The sequence below is a fragment of the Streptomonospora arabica genome, from assembly GCF_039531585.1.
Taxonomy (GTDB): Bacteria; Actinomycetota; Actinomycetes; order Streptosporangiales; family Streptosporangiaceae; genus Streptomonospora; species Streptomonospora halophila.
In genome coordinates, this window is record NZ_BAAAQI010000013.1 from 58,761 (window position 1) to 83,379 (window position 24,619).

At 73.0% G+C, this 24,619-nt stretch carries 24 protein-coding genes; 2 read left to right on the forward strand and 22 right to left on the reverse strand.

Going from position 1 to position 24,619, the window contains the following annotated elements:
• Window position 1 precedes the first annotated feature (1 nt).
• The 13 genes from ruvC to ABD284_RS18990 form a co-directional block, all read right to left on the reverse strand.
• A complete protein-coding gene (gene ruvC / locus ABD284_RS18930) occupies window positions 2-568 on the reverse strand; it encodes a crossover junction endodeoxyribonuclease RuvC (protein WP_344145287.1) in 567 nt (188 codons plus the stop codon).
• 120 nt (window positions 569-688) lie between these two features.
• Window positions 689-1,237, reverse strand: a complete 549-nt coding sequence (locus ABD284_RS18935) for a DUF4282 domain-containing protein (protein ID WP_344145289.1) — start codon at window positions 1,235-1,237, stop codon at window positions 689-691.
• A 204-nt stretch (window positions 1,238-1,441) separates the two neighbouring features.
• Complete coding sequence (locus tag ABD284_RS18940) at window positions 1,442-2,191, reverse strand: YebC/PmpR family DNA-binding transcriptional regulator (RefSeq protein WP_344145291.1); 750 nt, start codon at window positions 2,189-2,191, stop codon at window positions 1,442-1,444.
• A complete protein-coding gene (gene pdxT / locus ABD284_RS18945; protein WP_344145293.1) occupies window positions 2,188-2,796 on the reverse strand; it encodes a pyridoxal 5'-phosphate synthase glutaminase subunit PdxT in 609 nt (202 codons plus the stop codon). The genes ABD284_RS18940 and pdxT overlap by 4 nt, the downstream gene beginning before the upstream one ends.
• Before the next feature lie 91 nt (window positions 2,797-2,887).
• A complete protein-coding gene (gene pdxS / locus ABD284_RS18950; protein WP_386699395.1) occupies window positions 2,888-3,823 on the reverse strand; it encodes a pyridoxal 5'-phosphate synthase lyase subunit PdxS in 936 nt (311 codons plus the stop codon).
• A 208-nt stretch (window positions 3,824-4,031) separates the two neighbouring features.
• Window positions 4,032-4,589 (reverse strand): hypothetical protein, encoded by a 558-nt coding sequence (locus tag ABD284_RS18955; protein WP_344145297.1) that lies wholly within the window; start codon window positions 4,587-4,589, stop codon window positions 4,032-4,034.
• A 6-nt stretch (window positions 4,590-4,595) separates the two neighbouring features.
• Window positions 4,596-5,744, reverse strand: a complete 1,149-nt coding sequence (locus ABD284_RS18960; protein ID WP_344145299.1) for a glycosyltransferase family 4 protein — start codon at window positions 5,742-5,744, stop codon at window positions 4,596-4,598.
• On the reverse strand, window positions 5,741-6,751 hold the full coding sequence (locus ABD284_RS18965) for a phosphatidylinositol mannoside acyltransferase (RefSeq protein ID WP_344145301.1): 1,011 nt from the start codon (window positions 6,749-6,751) through the stop codon (window positions 5,741-5,743). Before ABD284_RS18965 ends, ABD284_RS18960 begins: the two co-directional genes overlap by 4 nt.
• A gap of 16 nt (window positions 6,752-6,767) precedes the next feature.
• On the reverse strand, window positions 6,768-7,400 hold the full coding sequence (gene pgsA, locus ABD284_RS18970) for a phosphatidylinositol phosphate synthase (protein ID WP_344145303.1): 633 nt from the start codon (window positions 7,398-7,400) through the stop codon (window positions 6,768-6,770).
• Between the two features lie 122 nt (window positions 7,401-7,522).
• Window positions 7,523-7,924, reverse strand: a complete 402-nt coding sequence (locus tag ABD284_RS18975) for a thiol-disulfide oxidoreductase DCC family protein (RefSeq protein ID WP_344145305.1) — start codon at window positions 7,922-7,924, stop codon at window positions 7,523-7,525.
• Window positions 7,925-7,941: 17 nt separating this feature from the next.
• Window positions 7,942-8,487: an HIT family protein gene (locus ABD284_RS18980; RefSeq protein ID WP_344145307.1), complete on the reverse strand. Its 546-nt coding sequence runs from the start codon at window positions 8,485-8,487 to the stop codon at window positions 7,942-7,944.
• A gap of 176 nt (window positions 8,488-8,663) precedes the next feature.
• Complete coding sequence (locus ABD284_RS18985) at window positions 8,664-9,473, reverse strand: TerC family protein (RefSeq protein WP_344145309.1); 810 nt, start codon at window positions 9,471-9,473, stop codon at window positions 8,664-8,666.
• Between the two features lie 122 nt (window positions 9,474-9,595).
• Entirely contained in the window at window positions 9,596-11,305 is a 1,710-nt protein-coding gene (locus ABD284_RS18990) for a DUF885 domain-containing protein (RefSeq protein ID WP_344145311.1), read from the reverse strand.
• A 115-nt stretch (window positions 11,306-11,420) separates the two neighbouring features.
• On the opposite strand from ABD284_RS18990, the gene ABD284_RS18995 reads away from it, so the two are divergent.
• Complete coding sequence (locus tag ABD284_RS18995; protein WP_344145313.1) at window positions 11,421-12,086, forward strand: cyclase family protein; 666 nt, start codon at window positions 11,421-11,423, stop codon at window positions 12,084-12,086.
• A 66-nt stretch (window positions 12,087-12,152) separates the two neighbouring features.
• On the opposite strand, the gene ABD284_RS19000 is transcribed toward ABD284_RS18995, so the two are convergent.
• The 4 genes from ABD284_RS19000 to ABD284_RS19015 all read right to left on the reverse strand — a co-directional run bounded on the left by ABD284_RS19000 (window position 12,153) and on the right by ABD284_RS19015 (window position 17,199).
• Window positions 12,153-12,743, reverse strand: coding sequence for a GTP-binding protein (locus ABD284_RS19000; protein WP_344145448.1), 591 nt, complete (start codon window positions 12,741-12,743; stop codon window positions 12,153-12,155).
• Between the two features lie 34 nt (window positions 12,744-12,777).
• Entirely contained in the window at window positions 12,778-13,272 is a 495-nt protein-coding gene (locus ABD284_RS19005) for a DUF742 domain-containing protein (RefSeq protein ID WP_344145316.1), read from the reverse strand.
• Window positions 13,273-13,292: 20 nt separating this feature from the next.
• Window positions 13,293-13,694 carry a roadblock/LC7 domain-containing protein gene (locus ABD284_RS19010; protein ID WP_131099191.1) on the reverse strand — a complete coding sequence of 134 codons (402 nt, stop codon included), beginning with the start codon at window positions 13,692-13,694 and terminating at the stop codon, window positions 13,293-13,295.
• Between the two features lie 220 nt (window positions 13,695-13,914).
• Window positions 13,915-17,199, reverse strand: coding sequence for a sensor histidine kinase (locus ABD284_RS19015; protein ID WP_344145321.1), 3,285 nt, complete (start codon window positions 17,197-17,199; stop codon window positions 13,915-13,917).
• A gap of 622 nt (window positions 17,200-17,821) precedes the next feature.
• Here ABD284_RS19015 and ABD284_RS19020 point away from each other — a divergent pair.
• Window positions 17,822-19,129, forward strand: a complete 1,308-nt coding sequence (locus tag ABD284_RS19020; RefSeq protein WP_344145323.1) for a M15 family metallopeptidase — start codon at window positions 17,822-17,824, stop codon at window positions 19,127-19,129.
• Window positions 19,130-19,136: 7 nt separating this feature from the next.
• Here the strand turns inward: ABD284_RS19020 and ABD284_RS19025 are convergent, their stop codons facing one another.
• The 5 genes from ABD284_RS19025 to ABD284_RS19045 all read right to left on the reverse strand — a co-directional run bounded on the left by ABD284_RS19025 (window position 19,137) and on the right by ABD284_RS19045 (window position 24,388).
• On the reverse strand, window positions 19,137-19,817 hold the full coding sequence (locus ABD284_RS19025) for a hypothetical protein (RefSeq protein WP_344145325.1): 681 nt from the start codon (window positions 19,815-19,817) through the stop codon (window positions 19,137-19,139).
• 208 nt (window positions 19,818-20,025) lie between these two features.
• Window positions 20,026-21,048, reverse strand: a complete 1,023-nt coding sequence (locus ABD284_RS19030) for a LacI family DNA-binding transcriptional regulator (protein ID WP_344145327.1) — start codon at window positions 21,046-21,048, stop codon at window positions 20,026-20,028.
• Between the two features lie 75 nt (window positions 21,049-21,123).
• Entirely contained in the window at window positions 21,124-22,488 is a 1,365-nt protein-coding gene (locus ABD284_RS19035) for a GH1 family beta-glucosidase (protein ID WP_386699424.1), read from the reverse strand.
• A gap of 92 nt (window positions 22,489-22,580) precedes the next feature.
• The gene (locus ABD284_RS19040) at window positions 22,581-23,498 is read right to left on the reverse strand and encodes a carbohydrate ABC transporter permease (protein ID WP_344145331.1); all 918 of its coding nucleotides are present in this window, start codon (window positions 23,496-23,498) and stop codon (window positions 22,581-22,583) included.
• Entirely contained in the window at window positions 23,495-24,388 is an 894-nt protein-coding gene (locus tag ABD284_RS19045; RefSeq protein ID WP_386699421.1) for a carbohydrate ABC transporter permease, read from the reverse strand. Before ABD284_RS19045 ends, ABD284_RS19040 begins: the two co-directional genes overlap by 4 nt.
• Between the last annotated feature and the right edge of the window lie 231 nt (window positions 24,389-24,619).

Below are 24,619 nucleotides of genomic sequence, written 5' to 3' on the forward strand. Positions count from 1 at the left end.
GTCACCTTCCCTGGGGGTCGGGGGCGCGGCGCGAGCGGCGCGCGAGCTCGACCTTGCGGGCGAAGTCCTGCTGGGCCCGGGCGATGCGGTCCTGGGCGCCGCCGCGCCAGATGTGGCAGATGGCCAGGGCGAGCGCGTCGGCGGCGTCGGCGGGTTTGGGCGCGGCGTCGAGGCCGAGCAGCCGCGCGACCATGGCCTGGACCTGCGCCTTGTCGGCCCGGCCGCTTCCGGTGATGGCGGCCTTGGCCTCGCTGGGCGTGTGCAGCGCGACCGGCAGCCCGCGGCGCGCGGCGCAGGTGATGGCGATCGCGCTGGCCTGCGCGGTGCCCATGACCGTGCTGACGTTGTGCTGGGCGAAGACCCGCTCGACGGCGACGGCGTCGGGGGCGTGGTCGTCGAGCCAGCGCTCGACGCCGCGCTCCACGCCCAGCAGCCGCTCGGCGAGGTCGCTCCCGGGGTCGGTGCGCACCACACCGGCGGCGGCCAGCGTCAGCGAGCGGCCGACGGAGCCGTCGACGACCCCCACCCCGCACCGGGTCAGCCCGGGGTCGACCCCCAGCACGCGCATGGTCGGCGGCTCCCTTCCGGCCCGGGCCTCGAACGTCCGTTCGCAGAGCCTACCGCCCGCAGGCTCCACCGCGCTCGGGGGACACGGGCCGGGGGCGGGGGTGCGCCGGGGAAGCCCGGGCTACATGCCGTTGCGGGAGCGGATCGCGGTGAGGTCCTCGCTGATGCGGAACAGCACGATCAGCACCTCCAGGCCCACGCGGGTGAGCAGCACCGCCACGGCGCCGCCGACCAGGGAGCCCAGCAGCGTGAGCAGCCCGGTCAGAGGGCTGAAGCCCATCAGCCCGAAGGAGCTGACGACGCCGCTGAGGGTGACGATGGCGATCAGCACCAGCCAGAGGACGAACAGGACGTGGATGATCCGGGTGGTGACGAAGCTGCGGAACCGCAGGTCGAACAGCGCGGCGAAGAAGCCGGCGCCGTCGGCCGCGGGAGGCGGTGCGGCGGGTGCGGGCCCCCCGGGGCCGCCGTAGGGCTGCTGGGGCGGCTGCTGCCAGCCCTGCTGGGGCCCCGATGCGCCGGGCGGCGGAGGCGTGCCCGGCTGCCCCGGCTGCGGTCCCGGGTAGCCGCCGGCGCCGGAGGGGCCCGGGGTGTCCGGGCCGGGCTGTCCGTACTGGCCGCCGTAGTCGGGGCGGCCGGGCTCGTAGGGGTTCTCGCCGGGGGGATTCATCAGGAGCTTTCCTCACGGGGGGCGGTGCTGACTGCTTCGGCGAGTGGCCACTCTATCGCGCGCGGCGAGGGGGCGCCGGGCTGTCGGATGAGGCGGGGGCCGCGGCGGGCGCGGGCCCGCCGGGCGGCGGGGGCGAAACGCCGCACGCCCCGTGTCCGGTCTCCGGGTGCGGGGCGTGCGGCGAAGGTGTGTGCGGCGCGGGCGCTAGCCGATCTTCGCCATGATCTCGTCGGGGATGTCGACGTTGGTGAAGACGTTCTGCACGTCGTCGGAGTCCTCCAGGGCGTCCACGACGCGCATGACCTTCTTGGCGTCCTCCTCGCCCACCTGCACCTCGACGCTGGGCAGGAAGGAGGTGTCGGCCGAGTCGTAGTCGATGCCGGCCTCCTGCAGGGCGGTGCGCACGTTGACGAGCTCGCCGGGCTCGCTGACGACCTCGAAGGACTCGCCCAGGTCGTTGACGTCCTCGGCGCCGGCCTCGACCACGGCGAGGGTGACGTCGTCCTCGCTGACGCCCTCCTTGGACACCAGCACGACGCCCTTGCGGCTGAAGAGGTAGGACACCGAGCCGGCGTCGGCCATCGAACCGCCGTTGCGGGTGACCGCCACGCGCACCTCCGAGGTGGCGCGGTTGCGGTTGTCGGTGAGGCACTCGACGAGCAGGGCGACGCCGCCCGGGGCGTATCCCTCGTACATGACGGTCTGCCACTCGGCGCCGCCGGCCTCCTCGCCGGAGCCGCGCTTGCGGGCGCGCTCGATGTTGTCGAGCGGGACCGAACTCTTCTTCGCCTTCTGGATGGCGTCGAACAGGGTGGGGTTGCCCTCCGGGTCCCCGCCGCCCGTGCGCGCCGCCACCTCGACGTTCTTCACCAGCTTGGCGAAGAGCTTGCCGCGCTTGGCGTCGATGGCGGCTTTCTTGTGCTTGGTGGTGGCCCACTTGGAGTGGCCGCTCATGCCTGTCCTTTCACCATGTCGACAAAGAGCCGGTGTATCCGCGGGTCACCGGTGAGTTCGGGATGGAAAGAGGTAGCCAGCAGGCCGCCCTGTCGTACCGCCACGATCCTACCGGCCCGCTCACCGTAGGCGATCTGGCCGAGGACGCGCACGCGCTCGCCGACGGCCTCGACCCAGGGCGCGCGGATGAAGACCGCCTCGAAGGGGTCGCCCCCGACGCCGTCGAGGTCGATGCCCGCCTCGAAGGACTCGGTCTGGCGCCCGAAGGCGTTGCGCCGCACCGTGATGTCGAGCCCGCCCAGGGTCTGCTGGTCCGCGGCGCCGTCGAGGATGCGGTCGGCCAGCAGGATCATGCCGGCGCAGGTCCCGTAGGCGGGCATGCCGTCGCCGATGTGCTTGCGCAGCGGCTCGACGAGGTCGTAGCGCGCGGCGAGCTTCGACATCGTGGTGGACTCCCCGCCGGGCAGGACCAGCCCGTCGACCCGGTCGAGGTCCTCGGGGTGGAGGACGGGGACGGCCGGGACGCCGAGTCCGCCGAGCACGCGCAGGTGCTCGGCGGTGTCGCCCTGCAGGGCGAGAACGCCGACGGTGGGTGTCGCGGACACGTGCTTCCTCGCTTCGGTGGCTCTCGGTCGCCGGTGCACGCGCAGCGCTGCGCCGGCGCGGGGCGCTCCCGCGCCGGCGGCGCCGGCGGGGCTACCAGCCGCGTCCGGCGTAGCGCTCGGACTCCTCCAGGTCGTCCAGGTTGATGCCGACCATGGCGTTGCCGAGGCCGCGCGAGACCTTCGCGATGACCTCGGGGTCGCGGTAGTGCAGGGTGGCCTGGACGATGGCGTCGGCGCGCTTGGCGGGATCGCCGGACTTGAAGATGCCCGAGCCGACGAAGACGCTCTCGGCGCCGAGCTGGCGCATCAGCGCGGCGTCGGAGGGAGTGGCCACGCCGCCGGCGGAGAACAGCGGCACGGGCAGCCTGCCGAGCGTGGCGACCTCCTTGACGACCTCGTAGGGCGCCTGGATCTCCTTGGCGGCGCCGAAGAGCTCGGGCTCGTCGAGGGTGCCGAGCCGGGCGATCTCGCTGCGGATGGCGCGCATGTGGCGGGTGGCCTCGACGACGTTGCCGGTGCCGGCCTCGCCCTTGGAGCGGATCATGGCCGCGCCCTCGGCGATGCGGCGGAGGGCCTCGCCGATGCTGGTGGCGCCGCAGACGAACGGGACGGTGAACGCCCACTTGTCGATGTGGTGGGCCTCGTCGGCGGGGGTCAGCACCTCCGACTCGTCGATGAAGTCGACGCCGAGGGACTCCAGCACCTGGGCCTCGACGAAGTGGCCGATGCGGGCCTTGGCCATCACCGGGATGGAGACGGCCTCGACGATGCCGTCGATCATGTCGGGGTCGGACATGCGGGCCACACCGCCGTGCCGGCGGATGTCGGCGGGCACCCGCTCCAGGGCCATGACCGCCACGGCACCGGCGTCCTCGGCGATCCGGGCCTGCTCCGGGGTGACCACGTCCATGATCACGCCGTTCTTGAGCTGCTCTGCCATCCCGCGCTTGACGCGGGTGGTACCGACGGCGCTGCCTGCCGGGGTGTCAACGGTGTTGGTCACGGTTGCGGACTCCCAATTAGTCATTCGGGCGGACCGGGGCGGGCGGCCCGGTGCGCGCTGGTAGGTCGACGTGGCACGTCAGCGGCGTGCCGCCGGTGCTGTCCCGGTTTCCATGGTAGTTCACCCGTTCGGATGGCTCTGTGGTGGCAACAGTGCGGGCCCGTTCGCTGTTCCGCCGGCGCCCGCGCGCGGAGCGGACGGCTGCCCGCCGGAGTCCGGTGCGGCCGCTCCGCTAGAGGTGCTCGGCGGAGGGCGGCTCGTCGTCCATCTCGAAGAACTCCGGCATGGGCGCGCTTCCGGCCAGGCGGAGCAGCCGCACCAGCCGGCCGGCGCGGACTTCGCGGATGCCGGCCACGGCGTCGTTGTAGAAGCGCCGCGCCAGTAGCACGCGCTTGCCGGCGGCCTCGACCTCGGCGACGACGCCGGCGGTGGCGCCGTCGGGCCGGCCCGCCATCTCCACGGCGAACCCGGGCTCGCCCAGCACGGCGCGCAGGGCACGCGAGAGGTTGCTTTCGGCCAGCTCGCGGGCAGCGCGGCCGTCGCCGTGGGCGCGGCGGGCGCGGGCGGCGGCGTCGCCCAGCAGCAGGGCCGAGGCCGGCTCCAGCGCCTGGGAGCCGGCGAGCTCCAGCACCACCGCGCCGCGCCGCAGCAGTGCCGCGTCCAGCGCGGCCCAGGCGGTCTCGACGCGGGTGTGCAGCCGGTCGAGCCGCCCCGCCCGCCAGGACACGTACGCCGACAGGAGTACCAGCGCCGCGACGGCCAGGGCTGCGATCGAGATCCACGTGGGCATCGGCGCCTACACGATCTCGGCGCGGCCGGCGGTCACCGGGCCGTGGTCGCGGCCCAGCGGAAGCACGGTCTCATAGACCCGCACGACGTCGGCGGCCACCGTGGTCCAGTCGTAGGCGCGCACCGCCTTGCGCGCCGCGTGGGAGAGGGCCCGGCGGCGCTCGGGGTCGTCGAGCAGCTCGGCGGCGCCGCGCGCCAGATCGGCGGGCTCGCCCGTGGCGAACAGCCGGCCGGCCTCGCCCTCGCGCAGGACCCGGGCGAAGGCGGGGATGTCGCTGGCCAGAAGGGGCGCGCCGGCCGACATGGCCTCGGCGAGCACGATCCCGAAGCTCTCCCCGCCCAGGTTGGGCGCGCAGAACACGTCCACCGAGTGGTAGGCGCGCACCTTGTCGACCTCGTCGACCCGGCCCAGGCACACCACGCGGTCGCGCAGCTCGGGCGCGACGCGCTCGCGGACCTCGTCGGTGTCGCCGGGGCCGGTGATCAGCAGCCGCAGTCCGGGGCGCTCGCGGGCGAGGGAGTCGAAGGCGTCCAGCAGCACGCCCAGGCCCTTGCGCGGCTCGTCCAGCCGGCCGAGGAAGCCGATCGCGCCTCCCTCGCCGGGCCAGCCGTCCAAGGGCCGGGCCTCGGTGTAGCGGTCGACGGCGACACCGTTGGGGATGAGCACGGCGTCGCCGCCCAGGTGCTCGACGAGCGTCTTGCGGGCCGCGTCCGAGACGGCGATGCGGCCGTTGATCTTCTCCAGCGCGGACTGCAGCACGCCGGCGGAGGCCGCCAGGGCCCGGGAGCGGGGGGTGGAGGCGTGGAAGGTGGCGACGATCGGGCCTTCGGCCACCCAGCAGGCGAGCAGGGACAGGCTGGGCGCCGCGGGTTCGTGTACGTGCAGGACGTCAAAGGCGCCGTCGCGGATCCAGCGGCGCACCCGGCCGGCGGCGCGGAACCCGAAGGAGAGCCGGGCCACCGAGCCGTTGTAGGGCACCGGCACCGCGCCACCGGCCGAGACCAGGTAGTCGGGCAGCCGGGTCTCGGAGTCGCAGGGCGCCAGGACCGACACCTCGTGGCCCAGGTGTATCAGGGCTTCGGCGAGGTCGCCGACGTGCTGCTGCACGCCACCGGGGACCTCCCAGGTGTAGGGGCAGACCAGACCGACCCTCATGGCCTCGTTCGCTTCCGACTCGGAGTGCGGCCGCGCCGCGGGGCGGACGCCGGCGGTGCGGCGGGGGGCTCCTCAACGCTACCCCGGCCGTCCGCGGCCTCGCCGCCGGCCCGGTGGTCGAGGTCGGCGGTGAACACGCGCTGGAGCATGTGCCAGTCCTGGGGGTGGGCGGAGACGGCGGCTTCGAACACGCGGGCCAACCGCTGGGTGGTGGCCCGCACCCGGTCGGCGCCGGAGTCGCCGCCGGCCGGGGCGACCTCCTCGTGCACGTGGACCCGCATGCGCCCGCCCTCGTACCACAGCGACACCGGCACCAGGGCGGCGCCGGTGCGGTCGGCGAGAACGGCGGGCCCGGCCGGCAGGCGCGCCGGCTCGCCGAAGAGCTCCACCTCCACCCCGGACTCGGTGAGGTCGCGGTCGGCGAGCAGGCAGACCAACCGGCCGCGCCGCAGCCGCTGCGCGAGCACACCGGCGCTGTGGGCGTTCCCGCCGGTCAGGGGAAGCACCTCCATGCCCAGGTGCTCGCGGAAGGAGACGAAGCGCTCGAACAGCGGCTCGGGCTTCAGGCGTTCGGCCACCGTGGTCAGCGGGATGCCGTAGCGGCTCACCCAGGCGCCGGCGAGGTCCCAGTTGCCCATGTGCGGCAGCGCCGCGACCACGCCGCGGCCGCCGGCCATGATGCGGTCGATCCGCTCGATGCCGGTGCACTCGACCCGCGCGCGCACCTGCTCCTCGCCGAGCGCCTCCAGCAGGAACATCTCGTAGAAGTAGCGCAGGTAGGAGCGCATGCCCGCGCGGGAGAGCGCCCGGATGCGGTCCTCGCCGGCGGCGGGGCCGACCACCCGCCGCAGGTTGGCTTCGAGGCGCCGCACGCCGGGACCGCGCCGCAGCCAGCTCCAGTCCGCCAGGGCGCGGAACGCGGCGCGCCCGGCGCGCTCCGGGACGCGCCGCAGCACGGCCCAGCCCGCCGTGTACAGCGCCGTGGTGGCGCGCTCCCGGGCTTCCATGCCGTCCCTCCCTCGCTCAGACGGAGCCGGTGTCGCCGGCGGTGCGCCGCGGCCGGGTGAGCCGGTTGCGGGTCTCGATCAGGCGCTGGACGACCGTGATGCCGCTGAGCAGGGCCAGGATCCACAGCCCGGCGGGCAGGACGTAGGGCACGTCCAGGCCGCCCAGCCCCGCGGCCACCAGCAGGATCACCAGCCGCTCGGCGCGCTCGGCGACACCGACGTCGCAGTTGGCGCCCAGCGCTTCGGCGCGCGCCTTGATGTAGGAGACGCCGAACCCGGCGACGAGGCAGAACAGGCTGACGCAGCCCAGGGTCGGGTTCTCGCCGCCGCCGAAGAACCACAGCATGAGGCCGCTGAGGATCGCGGCGTCGGAGAGCCGGTCGAGAGTGGAGTCGAGGAAGGCGCCCCACTTGGTGGTGTTGTCGGAGGCGCGGGCCACGGCCCCGTCGAGCATGTCCAGCAGCACGAAGCCGGTGATGACGGCCGAGCCGGCGAACAGCTCGCCCAGGGGGTAGAAGACGAGTGCGCTGACGACGACGCCGAGGGCACCGACGAGGGTGACCATGCTCGGAGTGACCCCGAGCCTGGCCAGCAGCCGGCCGACGGGCAGGAGCAGTCGGCTGAACAGGGGACGCAGATATCTCAGCATGATCTCTCAAGATCGTATTGCGCAGGAGGCGAAGGCGGCCACGCGGCGCTCCGGCGGCACCGGCCCTGCGTCGCCCGGTGCGCCTCGGCCGCCCGCCGCCACGGTCGGCGGAGGGGTCGGCGCTAGGGCGCTTCTCCCGGGTCCAGGCGGCAGGCCGGGGTTCCTCCCGGCATCAGGTGGCGGTGCCGGGAGACCCAGTGGTAGGCGGCGGCGCCGAGCGCGCGCAGGGGCGCGCGGCGCAGCAGCCACCCCACGGGCGGCCACAGCGGGCGCCGGCTGGCGAGCATGAGCACCGCGATCGCGTCGATGCCGCCCCACAGCCGCCTGCCGGCGGCGTCCAGCAGCAGGACCTCCTCTTGGGCGCGGGCCCGGGCCGGCGCGGACAGTCCGCTGCGCTGCCAGGGCACGGTGCGCAGCCGTGGCTCGACGTAGCGGCGGGCCAGTCGGGCGCTGCTGGTGCAGAAGCCGCAGTCGCCGTCGAAGACCAGCACGGGTGCGGGGCGCTGTGGGGCGATGGGACTCACCTCTTCCTCCGCGGCGGTCACTCCTGGGGCCAGGACTCGGCGAGGGTCGCGCGGGTCTGCTGGAGGAGTTCGGGCAGCACCTTGGTGCGCCCGATCACGGGCATGAAGTTGTTGTCGCCTCCCCAGCGCGGCACGATGTGCTGGTGCAGATGGGCGGCGATCCCGGCCCCGGCGGGCTCGCCGAGGTTCATCCCGACGTTGAACCCCTGCGGCCCGTAGGCGCGGCGCAGCGCGGTGATGGCGGACCGGGTCAGCGAGGAGAGCTCGGCGGTCTCCGCGCCGTCGAGCAGGGTGTAGTCGCCGATGTGCCGGTAGGGGCAGATCAGCAGGTGGCCGCTGTTGTAGGGGTAGAGGTTGAGCACGGCGTAGGCGGTCGTGCCGCGGGACACCACGAGGGCCTCGGCGTCCTCGCGGCCGGGGGCGCGGCAGAAGGGGCAGCCGTCGTCGGGCGCCGGTCCGCTGGGCCTGTTCTCGCCCTGGACGTAGGCCATGCGGTGCGGGGTCCACAGGCGCTCGAAGCCGTCGGGGTCGCCGAAGGGGGCCTCCCGCTCGGCTTCACTCATCGTCGGCTCACCTCACCGCGTCTCGACGCCGCCACCGTGTGCGGTCCGCACCGCGGCGGCCGTGCTGGCTCCAGCATAGGACGCCCGGGCCGCGCGGGCCGAACAGCCCGCCGCCCCGCCGGTCGGCCGCGCAGGCCGCGGCGGTCCGGCGGGGTCCGCAAGATCCCCGCCGCGGGTCACTCGGCCTTGGCGGACTCCTCGCCGGAGCCGGACGCTGCGCCGCCGGCCGCGCCCTCCCCGGTGCCCTCCTCGGCGTAGCGGCTGCTCAGCTTGACCGGGGCGCCCTTGGAGCGCCGGCGCAGCAGGTTGAGGATCTCCACGAACAGCGAGAAGCCCATGGCGGTGTAGATGTAGCCCTTGGGCACGTGGAAGCCGAGCCCGTCGGCGACCAGGGTCATGCCGATGAGCAGCAGGAACGCCAGCGCCAGCATCTTGATCGTCGGATGGTTGTTCACGAAGCGGCTCAGCGGCGCGGCCAGCACCAGCATGACGATCACGGCGATGACCACCGCCGCGACCATCACCCAGATGCCGTTGGGCTGGTCGCCGATCATGCCCACCGCGGTGATGACCGAATCCAGCGAGAAGACGATGTCCAGGGCGACGATCTGGATCAGCACGGCGCCCATCGCGGCGCGCACCTGCGAGCCCGCGTGGTCCACCTCGCCTTCGAGGCTTTCGTGGATCTCGTAGGTCGCCTTGGCGATGAGGAAGAGCCCGCCGACGAGCAGGATGAGGGACTGGCCGCTGAACTCGAACGAACCGAGGGAGAACAGCGGGGCCGTCAGCCGCATGATCCACGTGATGGAGGCCAGTAGCAGCAACCGGCTGATCAGGGCGAGGCCGATACCCAGCTGGCGCGCGCGGGCGCGCTGGTGCTCGGGCAGCTTGTTCGCCAGGATCGAGATGAAGACGAGGTTGTCGATACCGAGGACGATCTCCAGCGCGGTCAGCGTGAAGAATCCGACGATCAGGTCCGTGGTCATGGCGGGGTCGTCAGCTCCGGGGATCTGCGGTCGGGGGACAAGTGCGGGCGTGTGGAGTCTAGATCATGCCGATGTGTGCCCTTGGTAAAAGGACATCCGTCGCGGCGGCCGGATCAGGCCGCTCATACGCCGAGCAGGGTGCGGAGATGGCGCGGAGCCGGCGAACCGTGGGCCAGGACGCTGTCGTGCAGCTCGCGGCGGGAGGCGCCGGGCCGTGCAGCGGCGGAGTCGCGCACGATTTCCGACACCTCGCGGTAGCCGGTGTAGTAGGTGGAAAGCTGCGCGCTGCTGAGCCGGGCGCGGCGCCACTTCCCGGCGGCCTCGCCCTCCTCCTGGTGGCCGCGTTCGACCAGCAGCGACATGGCCTCGGACTCGGTCATGCCGTGGGCGTGCACGCGCACGTCCAGGATGGCGTTGATGATCATCCGCAGCCGGGTCTTGAGCTGGACCAGCCGCATGCGCAGGTTGAGGCCGGGGTCGTCGGCGCACCAGCCGTCGGCGTGCAATGCCTCCTCGGCGTAGACGGCCCAGCCCTCGATGAAGGTGTCGCTGAAGAGCGCCCGGCGCAGGCGGGTGCCGCCGGAGTAGCGCGCGGCGTGCGCGAGCTGCAGCGCGTGGCCGGGCACGCCCTCGTGCACCATCAGCTCGCGCAGCATGTCGGCGTTGTACTCGCGGTAGAACGACGCGCGCCGCTCAGCGGGCCAGTCGGCGGGAGGCGGGGCGACGGCGACGAGGGTGGGGCGTTCGGGCGCGGCCGAGAGCGAGCCGGGCGGGTCGCAGTAGGCGACCGCCATGCCGCGGCGGGACTCGGGCATGGGGATCACGCGCACGGGCCGGTCGGGCAGGGTGGCGAAGTCGAGCTCGCGGGTGCGGTCGATCAGGTGCTCCAGCGCGCGCTCGCAGGCGGGCCGCACGGTCTCCTCGGTCGTCGCGGAGTCGGCCGCGATGCGGTCGAGGACCTCGCGCACCCGGCCGGGGCGCGGCGGGGCGCCGGCGAAGTCGGAGGCGGCCTCGGCGATCGCCTCCTCGGTGGCCAGCAGGTCGCTCTCGGCCCGGGTGAGCAGTGCGTCCTGGGAGAGCTCGGAGTCGAGCGTGTACCACAGCCGTGCGGCGTGGTCGCGCGCGCCCAGGCGGGGGTCGGCGTCGGCGGTCTCGACACGGGAGCGCAGCCAGTCGATGTGCCGGCGCAGCGCGGCCGCCGCGATGCCGCGGGCGTCCTCCGCGCCGGAGCGCAGCGACGGGGTACGCACCTGCTCGGCGAGGCCGTCGATGCCGTCGCCGAGCAGCCCGAGAGTGCCCTCGGCGCGCCCGATGGCGGTCTCGACGTGCACGCGCGGCATACCGGGGCCGCCTTCCAGCCGCTCGCGGGCGGTGGCGAGGAAGCCGGGGACGGCGGCGCAGCGCGCCGTGATCGCGCGCAGCCGGTCCTCAGCGGGCAGGTCCTCGCCGGCGAGGATGCCGTAGAGCGCGTCGCCGGGCAGGTGCACCAGCGGGTCCCAGGTCTGCGGGCGGAGCTCGGTGAGCTGCCACAGGTCGGCCGAGACGCGGTTGCGCAGCATCTCCAGGTCGACGCGGTCGGCGGCGGGCAGCAGCAGGTCGTCGATCTCGTCGAGTGCGCCCAGGGCGTCGGTGAGCACGCCGGCGCGCCGGGCGTCGGCCTCGGACGCGTGGTCGGCGAGGCGGTCGGAGAAGCGGTGGTCGCCGAGGTCGTCGGCCCACTCGGGCGCCTCTTCGAGCAGGGCGTCGAGGATGCCCTCGCCGACCGCGTGGAAGCGGTCGGTCATCGCGTTGGCGCCGGGCTCGGGCTGATCGCGGGAAGGATCGGAAGTCATCGCCTGCTATCTTGCACCGTCACCGCGCGCGACGCACCCCCGTGTGCACAGGCGGGGTGCCCGCCGCGGGGGCCCGCTCGCGCACACAGCGGCCGCGAACCAGTGGAGGATTCCCGTGCAGTTAACCCGCATCGTCGACCTGAGCCGGACCGTGGGGCCCCGGACGCAGGCGTTCCCCGGAGACCGGGCACCGAGCGTGGAGCGCTCGGCCACCGTGCCGGTGGAGGGGTTCAACTCCAGCGCGGTGCACATGAGCTCGCACAGCGGCACCCACGTGGATGCGCCCTTCCACTTCCTGGACGGCGGGCAGCGGCTGGAGGACCTGCCGCTGGAGCGGTTCACGGGTCCCGCGGTGGTGGTCGACGCGACGGGGCTCCCCGATCGCGCGCCTGTCACGGCCGCCGACCTGGAGCCCTGGCGGAACCGCTTCGTCCCGGGCGCGGCGGTGCTGGTGCGCACCGGATGGGACGGGCACTACGGCACGCCGCGCTACTTCGACCACCCCTACCTCGACGCGAGCGCGGCGCGGCTGCTCGCCGAGTCCGGGGTGCGCTGCGTCGGCGTCGACTCGCCCAGTCCCGACTCCACGCCGCACGGTCCGCACGCCCCGGGCGACTGGGCGGCGCACTCCGTCCTGCTGGGGGCGGGTGCCGTCATCGTCGAGAACCTGCGCGGGCTGGAGCGCGTCGACTTCGCCGACCCGCTGTTCATGGCACTGCCGATCCGCCTCAGCGGCGGCGACGGAGCGCCCGTGCGGGCCGTGGCCGCCCGGCTGGACTGAGGCGGGCGCCGGCGCGGCCGGACCGTCCCCCGGCCGCGCCGACTCCCGCGGCGGGCCGGGGGGCGGTCAGCGCCAGGAGCCCTGTCCGCCGGTGGAGGTGGGCTGGCCCGCCCCTCCGGGGTCGCCGACGGTTATGGCGTGCTCCACGAGCGTGATCAGGGTCGACTTGGTCGAGGAGCGGTCGCGCGCGTCCACCTGGACGATGGGGATCTCCGGGCTGAGCGTCAGCGCGTCGCGCACCTCCTCGGCTGCGTGGGGGTAGTACCCGTCGAAGCCGTTGACCGCCACGACGAACGGCAGCCGGGCCTCTTCGAAGTAGTCGATGGCCGGGAAGCAGTCGGCCAGGCGGCGGGTGTCGACCAGCACCACGGCACCGATGGCGCCCTTGACCAGGTCGTCCCACATGAACCAGAAGCGGTGCTGGCCGGGCGTGCCGAACAGGTACAGGATGAGGTCGGAGTCCAGCGAGACCCGGCCGAAGTCCATGGCCACGGTGGTGGTCTGCTTGTCCGGCGTCTTCGCGAGGTCGTCGACCCCGACACTGGCGCTGGTCATGACCGCCTCGGTAGTCAGCGGCACGATCTCGGAGACGGAGCCGACGAACGTCGTCTTCCCTACACCGAAGCCTCCGGCGACGACGATCTTGACCGACGTCATCGCACTCGCCGCGGCACCGCCCTCGTCGGCCGCGCTAGAGCTTGCGAAGTCCACTGAGCACCCTTTCAAGAAGGTTGGCGTTGGGCCGACTGTCGGTGTTGGTCGACGAGGTGATCTGCAGCAGTCCCTGTTCGGACATGTCCGCCACGAGCACCCGCGCTACACCGAGCGGGATGCGCAGCAGAGCTGAGACCTCGGCCACGGAGCGCCATTCGCGGCACAGGTCGCTGATGGCCTGGCACTCGGGGGTGAGGGTCCCCGACTCGTTTCGCGCCGTGTCCGTCGAGGAGATCAGCGTCTCCAGGGGCAGCTCGGACTTGGGCTTGGTGCGCCCCTTCGTCACAGCGTAGGGGCGGACCAGCGAACTGGGGGAACTGTTGGCCGCCGCCTGCTGGTCGGCGTTGTTGTTCTGGGTTGGTCGTGGAACATCCGCGCCGCCCGGGCCTGCCGCCGGCGGCCTGGAGGCGCCGGCGGGCTGCTGTCCGAACCACGAGGCGCTCCCGGCATCTCGACTGTGAGGTGCCACCACTTCCTCCTGTCGGTGGTGGTTCAGTGGATTCCCGAGGTACGCGCCGCCGGAGTCAGCGCACGCCCCGCCCGCTCGACGAGCAGGGTCATCTCGTAGGCGACCAGGCCGAGATCGCACTCGGCGGCCGCGAGCACAGCGAGGCAGGAGCCGTCGCTGATCGACATGATCAGCAGCAGCCCCCGCTCCATCTCCACGACCGTCTGCGACACGGCGCCGCCTTCGAAGACCCGGGAGGCGCCCTGGGTCAGGCTGGAGAGCCCCGAGGCGATGGCGGCCAGCTGGTCGGCCCGGTCAGCGGGAAAGCCGGTCGAGGAGGCGAGTGGGAGCCCGTCCGACGAGACGACGATCGCGTGTGCGACGTCCGGCACTCGATTTGCGAAGTCAGTGATCAGCCAGTTGAGCTCGTTCACCGGTTGATTCATCTGTTCTCCTGTCCGTATCGGCCGGGGGATCGACCGCGGCCCGCAGGCCTCACGTCGGCGGCCGAATGGGCTCCTGTAGTGACCTTATTCGGTTGCTTGCTGCTGATCATCACGAGAGGTGCGGATGATGCTAATCCATCGCTGTTCCGTGATATGTCAGGACCCCGACCCGGCGGCCCGCGGCGAGTCGGAGCGCGCCTGACCGTACCCGCACAATGCACTAGTTCTCCTCGTTCGGCGCATCGCCGATCTGGTTGCGGCCTTCGCGGACCCCACGCTGGAAGCCTGAGAAGCGGTTGCGCACCCGGTCTGCGGAGCGGTTCGGGACCTGCTTGACGTTCTCCGGCGTGGGAGCCGTTCCGGGCACAAGGTTTGCCTTAGGAACGCGTTTTGGCAAGCCCGAAGTCGTCAATCCGCCTGCGATGGGTTCGGCGGCGGTCTGCGCCGCCTGCCAACCGCGGTCGGACTCGGACCGCCAGTCGTCCTCGGTTCCGTAGGACTGCGCGGTCGCGGGGTCGTGGCCGTCGTTGGACTGGTGAGCGCCCTGGTCGTGGTGCATGTACTGATCACCCTGTCGCGCCGAGGCGCCGTTGGCGCCCGCCGTCTCGGCTGCGCCGCGCTGCGGCGCCTGGGCGGCCGGAGGGCTCTGCTGCGGCCGCTCGGACCGGCCCCGGTCGCCGCCGGCGTCCGGCTCTGCGCCGAAGCGCGGCAGCGGACCCGTCTCGGGCTCGGTCGCGGGGCCGCCGCTGCGCCGCCGGAACCAGTTGGACTCGATGGCGTCGAAGATCGGCAGCGTCTCCGAGCCGCCGTCGGGCGAAGGCGGAACGACGGTGTTCTGCCCTGCTGCGCCGCCCCCGCCGCCGTAGCGCCGCGAAAGGTAGGCGGTGGAGCCGTAGCCCTCGCGGCTCTCGGGCTCACTCCACTCCTGGCGGCCCGCCTCCGCACGAGCGGGCTGCTGGCGGGGCTCCTCGGGCCGGCCGCCCGCCTGCTGCGGGTAGTGGCCGTTGGCCCCGTTGGCCCAGCCGTGCTCGGCGGGGCCGGCCTCCGACGCCCGAGGGGCCGCCTCGTCGGCGGGACGGGCGAAGGACTGCGTGGGCGCCTCCTCGCGGTACCGCTCGTCGGGCCGCTGCTGCTGGTTCCGCGGCTGCTCCCGCCAGCGGCGCGTGTCCCAGGCGTCCCACTGCGGGCCGCCCGACTGCTGCTCGGCGCGCGGCGGCTCCGCGGGCTGGGGCTCCGACGCGTAGGTCGGCGGCTCGGCGGGCTGCTGCGGCGGCCGGCTCTGCTCCGGACGGGCGGGCGGCTGCGCGGCGGACGGGCGGGGAGGTGCGGCCGGCGGCTCGGCGGCCGCCGGGGGCTGCGGCGGGCGGCTCTGCGACTGCGCGGGCGGCAGGTTCCATCCCGAGCCCTGCCACAGGTCCTCGCCGCTGGGCGGATGCTCCTCCGCGGAGCCGCCCGCGCGGTTGATGCCCGGCTCCCGCTTGGGCAGCTGCGGGCCGGCGGCGGAGTCGCGGCGGTCGCCCCAGACGGAGGGCTCGGGCGGGGCCGGGTTGGCCGCGAACGCGGCGGCGGCCTCGGCGTAGGTGTCGGGTGCGCCCGGAGCGCTGGGGGACTCCAGCGCCTGCTGGGACTCCACCGGCGTGATGAGCAGGTCGGGGGGCAGCACGGCGTAGGCGGTGATGCCGCCGTTGTGGGCCTCGTACAGTTGCACGCTGATGCCGTGCCGGGCGGCCAGGCGGCTGACCACGAACAGGCCCATGCGCCGGGAGACGCCGACGTCGATGACCGGCGGCTCGGCGAGGCGGGCGTTGACGGCGCGGATCTCCTGCGGCGGCATGCCGATGCCGCTGTCGGTGACCTCGACGCGCACACCGCCGTTCTCCAGGACCTGGGCGGTGACGGCCACCGGGGACTCGCTGGAGGAGAACGCCGTGGCGTTCTCGACCAGCTCGGCCACCAGGTGGATGACGTCGTTGACCGGGCGCCCCAGCACCGAGATGTGCGAGGGTGCGCGCACGTTGATGCGCTCGTACTCCTCGACCTCGGAGATGGCGCCGCGCAGCACGTCGACCAGCGGGACCGGCTGCGCCCACTTGCGGGTGTTGTCCTGGCCGGAGAGGACCAGCAGGTTCTCGTTGTTGCGGCGCATGCGCGTGGCCAGGTGGTCAAGCTGGAACAGGTCGCCCAGGCGCTCGTCGTCCTGCTCGCCCTGCTCCAGGCCGTCGATCAGCCGCAGCTGGCGTTCCACCAGGGTCTGGCTTCGCCGGGAGAGGTTGACGAACATCGCGTTGACGTTGCTGCGCAGCGCGGCCTCGTCGGAGGCCAGGTGCAGAGCCACGCGGTGGACCTCGTCGAAGGACCGGGCGACCTCGCCGATCTCGTCGCGGGACTTGACCTCGATCGGGGTCACCTCGACCTCGCCGGCCGCGCTGGACTCCTGCATGCGGGAGATCGCGCCGGGCAGGTCGTCCTCGGCGATGCGCATCGCGCCCTCGCGCAGTGCGCGCAGCGGCCGCACCAGGGAGCGCACCACCATCGAGGTCAGCGTGAAGACGGTGATGAGGACGGCCAGCACCAGGATCGACTCGATCACGGCCCGGTTCAAGGCGCCCGACCGCAGCGAGTCGGCCTGGGCGCGTACGGACGTCGCCAGGTTGGACTCGATCTGCGACATCTTGTCCAGGACGACGCCGGTGACCTCCTGGTAGGACTTGGGGGTGTCGCCCGGCGTCACGCCGGAGAGGTCCTGGTCGTCCCGGGCGCGCATGATGATCCGCAGCCGGGTGGTGGCCATCTGGCTGACCTCGGCGCCGACGAAGGTCTCCTCGTACATCTGGCGCTGGCCGGTGGTGGCGGCGTTGCGGAAGTTGTCGCGCTCGTTCTCGAAGGTGGCCCGGCTGTCCTCGATCTCGGAGCGGATGCCCTCGGACATGCTGCCGCGCATCAGTGAGTGCAGCATCAGCGCGCCCTCGTAGGAGAGCTGTTCGCGCGCCTTGGCCACTCCCGTCAGCGCGCGCACACTCGACCGCAGCTCGGTGTCACTCGTTCCTTCGGCGATGACCTGGTTGAAGTCGGAGAGCGAGTCGAGCACCTGGGTGTACTTGGTGACCATCGGAAGCACGGTCAGGCGGGTGCTCTGCACCTCGTCGCGTACCCGGTCAAGGTTGCCGAGGCTGCCCTGCATGGTCGCCAGTCGGGTGGCCATCAGCTGGCTGCCGGGGTCGCCCAGGCCGTCGATGAGGCTCTGCACCCGCTGCTCGGCTTGGCGGCTCTCCTCGATCTGGTCCTGGAGGGCGCCCAGCGTCTCGTCGGAGCGCTGCTCGTAGTTGGGGTCGTCGGCGATGAAGGCGGCGGCCATCAGACGCTCCCGCCCCAGCTCGGTCGACAGGTCGACGACGGCCTCGCCCAGCGCGGCGGCCTTCTCGATGCGGTCGTGGGTGACCGTGTTGACGACGCTCTCCGAGATCCGCAGCCCGCCCAGAATCAGGGCGACCGCAGTGGGGATCACGATGAGTGCGATCAACCGGGGGCGTACGCGCCATTCACGCGGTGCCCACCAGCGCCGCCGGCCTTCCGCCGGCTCGGCCGCGCGGTCGGCCTGAGGCGCGCCCCGTGCGGCGCCGCCTCCGTCATCTGTCGCTCGTGTCGACACGGACCCTCGCAACCTTTCGTGTTCACCGCCTCAACCGCCGGATTCCTGTTCCCTGCGGGCGATACCGGATCGGAGGGCGGCCGATGGAGCCTGAGTGATTCCGGATGGGCCCGATCGGGCCGGCCGCGCGCGGCGGTCAGCGCGGAATAGAGTGGGGTTCCGCGCCTTGACGCACCCTCAGGGGGAATGAAGAGGCGTTGTGCACCATAAACCAAAAATGGTGCACGTGAGGTTGATAGCGTACCAATCCGTGCAGATGCCACGGTTCCCGTGAGCGGCACCACGGCGCGTCCGCGGCCGCTGCGACCACCGTGAAACCCCCCTTACCTGGCCCGACCCGCACCGAAGGCGCCGGAGACGGGCCGGGTATCGGACCCCCGAAATCACTTAGATAACTTTTCGGACACACCCCCGACTTGGGGTGAAACGACCACTCCGTCATGTCATCGTGCCTGGTGAGCACCGTGACATCGGAGGGGTGCCCGTGCCGTCCGACCGCTGGCAGATACCGCTTCCCGAGCCCTCGCCCGTCCCCGCCCGCGGCGGGAGAGCCCGCCGCCGCGCGGCCGCTCGGGCCGCCGGCGCGCTGTGCCTGGCGCTCTGGGCGTCCGCCCCGGCCGCCGCGCCGGCCGGGGCCGCCGGCGACGGTGGCCACGGGCCGGAGGCGGCCGCACACGAGGAGACCCTGGCCGATCTGAACACGCAGGCGGCGCGCATCCGAGCACGCCTGGAGGGCCTCTACGACCGTGCCGACGAGAAGATCCTCGACTACACCGCGGCTGCCGACCGGCTGGAGGACGCCGAGGAGGAGAGCGCGTCGGCCGCGCTCGCCGCCGAGCGCGCCCGCGTGCGGACCGAGGACGTCCGCGAGGAGGCCGCCGACTACGCCGCGGCCGCCTACATGGGCGCCGACCTCAGCCCCGCCCTCGCCTGGAGCTCGGCCGAGGGGCCCCAGGAGGTCCTCGACCGCGGAGCCGGCCTGGCCCACGTCGGGCAGCGCCGCGGCAGCGCGGTCGAGACGGCGGGCGCCGCTCTCAGCGCCGCGGACACGCTCGGCGACCGCGCCGAGGAGGCCGAGGAGGAGCGCCGCGAGGCGGCCGACGAGGCCGCCGAGGCCAAGGACGAGGCCCTGGAGGCGGTCGCCGAGCAGGAGGACGCCCTCGCCGGCATCACCGCCGAGCAGTCGAGGGTGCACGTGGCGCTGCAGCGGGTCCGCGGCGGCGCCGGGGAGACCGGGGAGCAGGAGCAGGAGCGCGAGCGGGCCCTGGAGCGGGCCCGGGCCGCCGCCGGCGCGCAGGGCGGGCCGGGCGGCTCCTCAGGCGGCGAGGGCGGCTCGGACGGGCGCGGCGGTGGTGCCGCGGATCCCGCCGAAGGGACCTGTGCCGCATCGGGCGCCGAGGGCTTCGCCAACGGGCGCATCCCCGCGTCCGCGCTGTGTCCGCTCCCCAAAAGCGGCGAGATGCTGCGGGCGGACGCCGCGGCCGCGTTCATCGAGCTCGACGGCGCGTTCCGCGACCGCTTCGGACGCCCCATGTGCGTGACCGACGCCTACCGGCCCTTCTCCGACCAGGTCCGGCTCTTCCGCGAGAAGGCCGCGGGCATGGCGGCGAGCCCGGGCACCAGCGCGCACGGCCGCGGCACGGCGGTGGACCTGTGCGGCGGTGTCGACCGGCTCGGGGCGGCCGAGCACGCGTGGATGGCGGCGCACGCCCCCGGCTTCGGATGGCGCAACCCGCCGTGGGCCCGGGGCGGCTTCGAGCCGTGGCACTGGGAGTACACCGCCTGAGCGGTCCTCAGGCGCCCGAGCCCACCCGCAGCTCGAACTCGCCCAGCGGCCCGCCGTCGACGTAGACCTCCTCGCCGCGCTCCAAAGGCCGGCTCCGCTCCGACAGGGCCGCGGCCGCGCGGCCGTCGCGGGCCTCGGCCGCCCAGGCCAGTCCCCCGTCCAGCTCGGCGCGCGCGACGCCGCTCTCGTCGACGGAGGCCTCCACGACCAGCGGCGAGCCGTCGAACTCGTCGTGGGTGACGATGGCCGGCCCCACGCTCAGCGAGACCGGGCCGCCGCCGGGCGTCCGCCACAGGCACGCCGGGGTGTAGCCGGCGTGTCTGCCCTGGCCGCCGAACAGCGCCAGCACGCCGACAGAGGCGGTCAGCGCCGTCTCGCCCGCGGGCAGCACGACCCCGTCGTCGGTACCGCGCACCAGTGCGGGGGCGAGGCGCGTCCACACGCCTTCGAGGCGGGCGGGCACCGGGCGCTCCGGGCGCACCGGCGCGCACAGGCGGGTCTCGAACTCGACGATGATCTCCACCGGTGCCGCAAGGGCCTTGTGGTAGGCGTCGGCGAGGGTGTCGCGGTTCTCTTCGAGCAGCTCGGGAACACTCTGCGCGCCCGGGTAGCCGAAGACGCAGCCGTCGTCGACGACCCCGGAGCGCTCCTCTCCCCCACTCGGCGAAAGATAGGTGACCCACCGCATCGAATGCTCCCCTCCCAGCAGTGGCCGCCGGGCCTTTCGGCCCTTTTCCTCCCGGCTTCACGGTATCCCGGCGGCGGAGGTCTCCCGTCCGTGTCCACCCGGGTGCACGGAGCCGCCGCACCGCCGGCGGCAGGGCCGTGAGCAGCCTCGGGAGAGCCCGCGGCGCGGCCCGGCGCGCGGGGGCGGCGTCGGGGGCGCCGGGCGCCCCTCAGCCGGACTCGCGGACGACCAGGTGGGTGTCGAGGACCTGCTCGCTGAACTCGGCCTCGCCCGGTATGGCGACGTCGGCCAGGATGCGCGCCATCTCGCCGCCCATCCGCTCGGTGGGCTGGTGCACGCTGGTCAGCGGCGGGTCGCTGTGCGAGGCGAAGGAGGAGTTGTCGTAGCCGATGACCGCCACGTCGTCGGGGATGCGCCGCCCGTTGTCGCGCAGCACCCGCATCGCCGCCAGGGCCATGGGGTCGGAGGCCACGAACACCGCGTCGACGTCGGGGACAGCCTCCAGAAGCTCGCGCATCGCGGCCTCGCCGCTCTCGTAGCTGAAGTCGCCGCGCACGATCCGCTCCGGCGGCGTGGCGAGCCCGCTCTCGCGCATGGCCTTGAGGTAGCCCTCCAGCCGGTCCTCGCCGGCGACCATGTCCGGCGGGCCGGCCACCGTGGCGATGCACCGCCGCCCCGTCTCGACGAGCCGGCGGGTCGCCGTGCGCGCCCCGCCGACGTTGTCGATGTCGACGTAGTGGATGGGGTGGCTGGTCTGCCACGACGGCCGGCCGCCGATGACGCACGGCACACCCGCCTCGGCCAGGCGGTCCGGCAGCGGGTCGTCGGCGTGCAGCGAGACCAGCAGCACGCCGTCGACGTGGTGGGCCGTCAGGTAGTCGCCGAGCCTGCCGTACTCGTCCGCGGAACGGACCGTGGTCAGCAGCAGCTGCAGGTCGCGCTCGTTCAGCGTGGCACTGACACCGCGGACGATGTGGGCGAAGAACGGCTGGGCGAACAGCCGGTCGTTGGGCTCGGGCACCACCAGCGCCACGGTGTCCGTGCGGCGGGTGACCAGGGTGCGCGCCGCGTGGTTGGGGACGTAGCCCAGCTCGGCGATGGCGTTGCGCACCGCCTCGCGCGTCGCCGGGCTGACCTGGTCCGACCCGTTGATCACGCGTGAGACCGTGCCGCGCCCGACACCGGCGCGCGTGGCCACCATCTCCAGCGTCGGCCGCCGGACCCCACTCATCGCAACACTCTCCCCGATTCCCCGATCACCGCCGCGCCGGGCTCGTCCACACCCCTACCAGGATCGCATCCGCCGCTAGCCGGGGAGGCCACCTTTTCGCACCACATCGGCGTACCAGCGGCCGCTGTCCTTCACGCGGCGGCGCTGCGTCTCGTAGTCGACGTGGACGACGCCGAAGCGCTGGGAGTAGCCCCAGGCCCATTCGAAGTTGTCCAGCAGTGACCAGACGAAGTAGCCCCGCATGGGCACACCGGCTTTGAGGGCCTCGTGCACGATACGCAGGTGGGCGTCGATGTAGGAGACCCGGTCGGGGTCGTGCACCCGGTCGTCGGGGCCGACCTCGTCCTCGTAGGCCGCACCGTTCTCGTGGACGTACATGTCCACACCGGGGCACTCGGCCGCCAGCCGCACCAGGACCTCGTACAGCCCGGTGGCGTCGATCTCCCAGCCGATGCCGGTGCGCGGCAGGCCCTGGCTGACGAACACCACGTCGTCGCAGCCGACGAAGGCGCCCGTGTCGCCGCCGCTCTCGATGCGCGCGGGGTCCACGCCCTCGGTGGTGGCCGAGACCCACTCGGGGGTGTAGTAGTTGACCCCCAGGTGGTCCAGCGGCGCGGAGACGAGCTCGAGGTCGCCGTCGTGGACGAAGCCGAAGTCGGTGATGGCCGCGAGGTCGTCGAGCAGGTCGGCCGGGTAGCGCCCCTGGAACAGCGGACCGGTGAAGACCCGGTTGCGCACGGCGTCGGCGCGGCGGGCCGCCGCCACGTCGGCGGGCGCGGTGGTGTAGGGCCGCACGGTGGTCTGGTTCAGCGTCAGCCCCACACGGCGGTCGGAACCCCCCTCACGCAGGACCGCGGTGGCCAGGCCGTGGCCCAGCAGCAGGTGGTGCGCCGCGGCGAGCGCGGCTGCGGGGTCGCGCCGGCCCGGTGCGTGCACGCCGTCGGCGTAGCCGAGGAACGCCGCGCACCAGGGCTCGTTCAGCGTCGTCCAGTCCCGGACGCGGTCGCCGAACCTGTCGCGCAGCACCTCGGCGTACTCGGCGAAGCGGAAGGCGGTGTCGCGCTCGGGCCAGCCGCCCTTGTCCTCCAGCGCCTGGGGAAGGTCCCAGTGGTAGAGGGTGGGCCAGGGCGTGATTCCGGCCTCCAGCAGGTTGTCCAGCAGCCGGTCGTAGAAGTCGAGCCCGGCCCGGTTGACCGCCCCGCCGCCCTCGGGCAGGATCCGCGGCCAGGCGACGGAGAACCGGTAGGCGCCGATGCCCATGTCCCGCATGATCTCGACGTCTTCGGCGTAGCGCCGGTAGTGGTCGACGGCGGGGTCGCCGGTGTCGCCGTTGAGCACCTTGCCCGGGGTCGCCGAGAAGGTGTCCCAGATGCTGGGGCCGCGCCCGTCGGCGGTGGTCGAGCCCTCGATCTGGAAGGAGGCGGTGGAGGCGCCCCACACGAAGCCCTCGGGGAATCGGACCGCCGGATCGGCGCCGGGGTCGGTCTCGGTGTCGGCGGTCGGATCGGCGACGGTGGACACGTGTGATTGGGTCACGCTTTGATCGCACCTTCCATGATGCGCCCGACCAGCTGGCGGCCGAACACGAAGAAAATGATCAGCAGGGGCAGAGTCGCGAAGGTCGCGCCGGTGAACATCAGGGCGAAGTCGCGCGCGAACGCGGACTGGTTCAGCTGCTGGATGGAGAACTGCACCGTGGGGTTCTCCGGGGTCAGCACCGCGAGCGCCCAGATGAACTCGTTCCAGGTCTGCATGAAGGTCAGCAGCGCCAGCACGACCATCGCCGGCCGCAGCGCCGGGAGCACGACGCTCCAGTAGATCCGGAAGGTGGAGCAGCCGTCGATGCGCGCGGCCTCCATCAGGTCGTCGGGGATGGTCTGCAGCACGTACTGGCGCATCATGAAGACGCCGAAGCCGCTGACCATGAACGGGACGATCACCGACTGGAGCTCGCCCCGCCAGCCCAGCCAGTCCATCAGGATCAGCAGCGGCACCAGGCCGATCTGCACGGGCACGGCCATGGTCACGACGACGGCGACCGTGAAGAACCCGCGGCCCTTGAACTTGAGCTTGGCCAGGGCGAACCCGGCCAGCGAGCAGAAGAACACGACCGAGACCGCCACCGAGGTGGAGGCGATGACCGAGTTCAGCATGCCGGTGGTGAAGTTGGCCGAGGTGTTGGCGAACAGGCGCTCGACGTTGGCGAAGAAGTTCCCGCCGGGCACCAGCGCCGGAGGGAACTGCGAGGCGGCCGTCGTGGTGCGCGTGGCGACGACGAACATCCACCACAGCGGAAAGACCGACAGGACGAAGGTCAGCAGCAGCGCGAAGTAGGTCAGCGGCGTGGCCTGGCGCATGCGGCGCAGACCGCCGCCCCGGCGCCGGCTCTGCGGGCGGCGGCGCTGCGGCGCGTGCGCCGGCGCGGGCCGCCCGGTGGTCGTGGCCGTCATTCCGCCCCCTTGATCCGGCTGGTGAGCCACACGTTGATCAGTCCCATGACCACCACGATCAGGAACAGCACCCAGGAGACCGCGGCGGCGTAGCCGAAGTTCTGGTAGTCGAACGTCTCCTGGAAGACGAGCATCATCACCGTCTGGAACTGGCCCTGGTTGCCGCCGCCGTAGCCGTTGGTCCCGAAGATCGTCGGCTCGGTGAACAGCTGCATCTGGCCGATCGTGGAGATGATGACCGTGAAGATGATCGTCGGCCGCAGCAGCGGGACCGTGATCTGCGCGAACTGCCGCATGCGCGAGGCGCCGTCGAGGTCTGCGGCCTCGTAGACGTCCTTGGGGATGGACTGCATGGCGGCCAGGTAGATGAGCGCGTTGTAGCCGGTCCAGCGCCAGTCGATCATCGTCGCGATCGCGGCCCAGGACCAGTAGCGGTCGCCCTGCCAGGCGATCGGGTCCAGTCCCAGCGCGGTCAGGAGCTGGTTGATCAGTCCGAACTGCTCGCCGCCGAAGACCACGCTGAAGACGATCGCCAGGGCGGCGATCGACGTGATGTAGGGCAGGATCAGCGTCATCCGGAAGAGGTTGGCGAAGCGGATCCGGCGGTTGAGCGTGTCGGCCAGCAGCAGGGCGAGGAGCAGCTGGGGCACGACCGCGATGACGAAGATGCCCAGTGTGTTGTAGAGCGCGTTCCAGAACTTCTCGTCGCCGACCAGGCGGACGTAGTTGTCCAGGCCGGTGAAGCCCTCGTTGCCCCCGATGAGGCTCCAGTCGTGCAGGGAGACCCACACGGTGTAAAGCAGCGGGAAGAGGCCGAACACCCCGAACAGCAGGAAGAACGGGGTGATGAACAGGTACGGCGAGGTTCGGGTGTCGAGCTTGCTCAGCATCTCGCTGCGGCGAGCACGCGCCCGCTCCCGTGGACCGGGAGGGCGGGGACCGGCACCGTCCGGCGACCCCGGGGAGGGTGACGGCGGGGCGCCGTGCTGCAGGGAGGTCACGTCGCACTCCTTTCGAATCGCCCTGGAGGCGTCCAGGGCTGCTGAGGCGGGCAGATCGTGCCCGGGCGGGTCATGCCAGCGTGAAAGGCGGCCCGGCCTGGCGGTGACGGGCGTGGACGC